Source organism: uncultured Campylobacter sp. (genome assembly GCF_937890585.1).
Classification (GTDB): domain Bacteria; phylum Campylobacterota; class Campylobacteria; order Campylobacterales; family Campylobacteraceae; genus Campylobacter_A.
Genome location: NZ_CALACG010000038.1, coordinates 1 through 2,088, shown reverse-complemented (window position 1 = coordinate 2,088; position 2,088 = coordinate 1). Strand labels below are relative to the sequence as shown.

The 2,088-nt window shown below is 43.2% G+C and carries 1 protein-coding gene; it reads left to right on the top strand.

What is annotated here, in order from left to right:
* On the top strand, nucleotides 1–2,088 hold a 2,088-nt coding region (locus Q0296_RS01015; protein ID WP_298035715.1), incomplete at both ends, for a S8 family serine peptidase.

Sequence of the window (2,088 nt, the reverse complement as noted above, 5' to 3'; positions counted from 1 at the left end):
GTGCTAGCGAGCAAAACAGAGGTAAATTTGGCGATATAAAAAGCTGGCAGAGCGATGAGTACAAGGCCGACTGGGGTTTAGTGAGCATGAACGCAGCCGTTGCATATGCTCTTGGAGCAACTGGCAAAGGCGTAACGCTTGGTGTGATGGACTCTGGTGTGCTACTTAGCCATCCAGAATTTAGTGATGGCAGAGTAAGTGCGCTAAAAGTTTCTGGTAGCTACCATAAAGATGGTCAAAGATACCCCGATACCGAGTATGGCAACTCACCATTAGTCGGAAAAGGCAGCGGAGATAAAAATAAAAAAGACTTTGGTGACTTTAAAAAAGGTGAAGAATTTAACATAGATGGTGACTGGATAGCTGGAGTAAATGACTCTCACGGCACTCACGTAGCTGGCACGATAGCTGCGTCAAGAGATGGTGTGGGCATGCACGGCGTAGCATTTGATGCAAGACTTATAATGGGCAATACCGGCGGCACTGACGGCATGACATATGGTCCAAATCAAGACTACAACTTCTTTTTAAATTCATACGAAGGACTAGCAAAGAGTGGAGCTAGAGCGATAAATAACAGCTGGGGCTCAAACCGTAAATTTTACAAAGCCTACGAAGGTGCTACTGGGTATGATGGCGGCAATAACCTAGACATCAAAGATCTTGATGCTGCATATAAAAGCTACTATCCATTTGTAGTAAATGGCAAAAATTTCTTAGATGCAGCCTATGAGGTTGCTACAAGATATGGCGTCATCCAAATTTTTACTGCTGGCAACAGAGACGGGATGAAAGAGCCATATACAAGAGCGATGCTCCCGTACTTTAAACCTGATGCTGAGAAGTACTGGCTAAACGTCACTGGTCAGCTAGAGGGCGACACACAGCGCTACAACACACCTGGCCACTCAAAATGGTGGAGCGTGGCAGCACCTGCAAAACCTATATACTCAACCGTCGTTGATCTAAAAACTGGCAAGGCAGACTACGGCACAAAAGGCGGCACATCAATGGCAGCTCCACACGTCACTGGCGCACTTGGTGTCATCATGCAAAGATACCCATATATGAGTAACGCTCAGATAAGAGAGGTGCTACTAACTACTGCAAGGCAAATTCATGATGATTTCAAAGAGCCAGCAGATACTAGAAAAATTTCAGGCTTTAGTGCTGCGCTTGGAGTACCTGATGAGCGCTGGGGCTGGGGCGTAGTGGACCTATATAAGGCGATGTTTGGACCAGGTCAGCTTCTAGGAGTGTTTGATGTAAATTTAAATAGCGATGATATCTACTCAAACAACATAAGCGATGTGGCTATCAAATTTAGAAAGACAGAAGATGATGCAGAGGCTAAAATTTGGACCGAGCGCAAGGCTGAGCTAGAAAAAATAGCAAATTTAACACCAGAGCAAAAAGCCGAGCTAGAGATAGGTAATGCTAGAGAAAGAGCAAGAGAGCTAAGGGCAAGTGAGGGCTACGAAGGTACTCTTATAAAAAGAGGTCAAGGCACACTAAGCCTAGCAGGAGACAACTCTTACACTGGCAAGACCATAATAAAAGGCGGCAAGATCACAGCTCTTAATCAATCTCTAAAATCAAGCGACGTGATAGTAGAAAATGGTGGCGCACTAGAAATTGTAAGACAAATGAGCGTGCCAAAGGTTAGTAGAAATAAATTTACCTTGCAACTATCTTTAGGAGAAGTGACCAAAAAAAGCTCAAATGACGTAGTAAAAGCCACTATCAAATCAGGCGGTAGCTACATCGTCTCAAACGGCGCTTCAAATTTAGATCTAAACTTTGAGAAAAACTCATTTATAAACATAAGTGAGCCAAGCTTAGAGATCATGCAAAGGCTCTATAACGACAGCACAAAATCAAAGACATTTACTGCAACTGGAAATTTCAAAGGCTATGAAGATACCCTTTCAAAAGAGTATGCATTTTTTGATCTTGGCAAAAACTATAGTGATGACAAGCTAGAGCTTACCCTTAAAAAATCAAAAAATACAATGACAAGCATCGCAGCTAGTTACAACCAAAAGAAAGTTGCAGAGCTCATAGAAAGCACAGCTAGCAAGCCAGCGC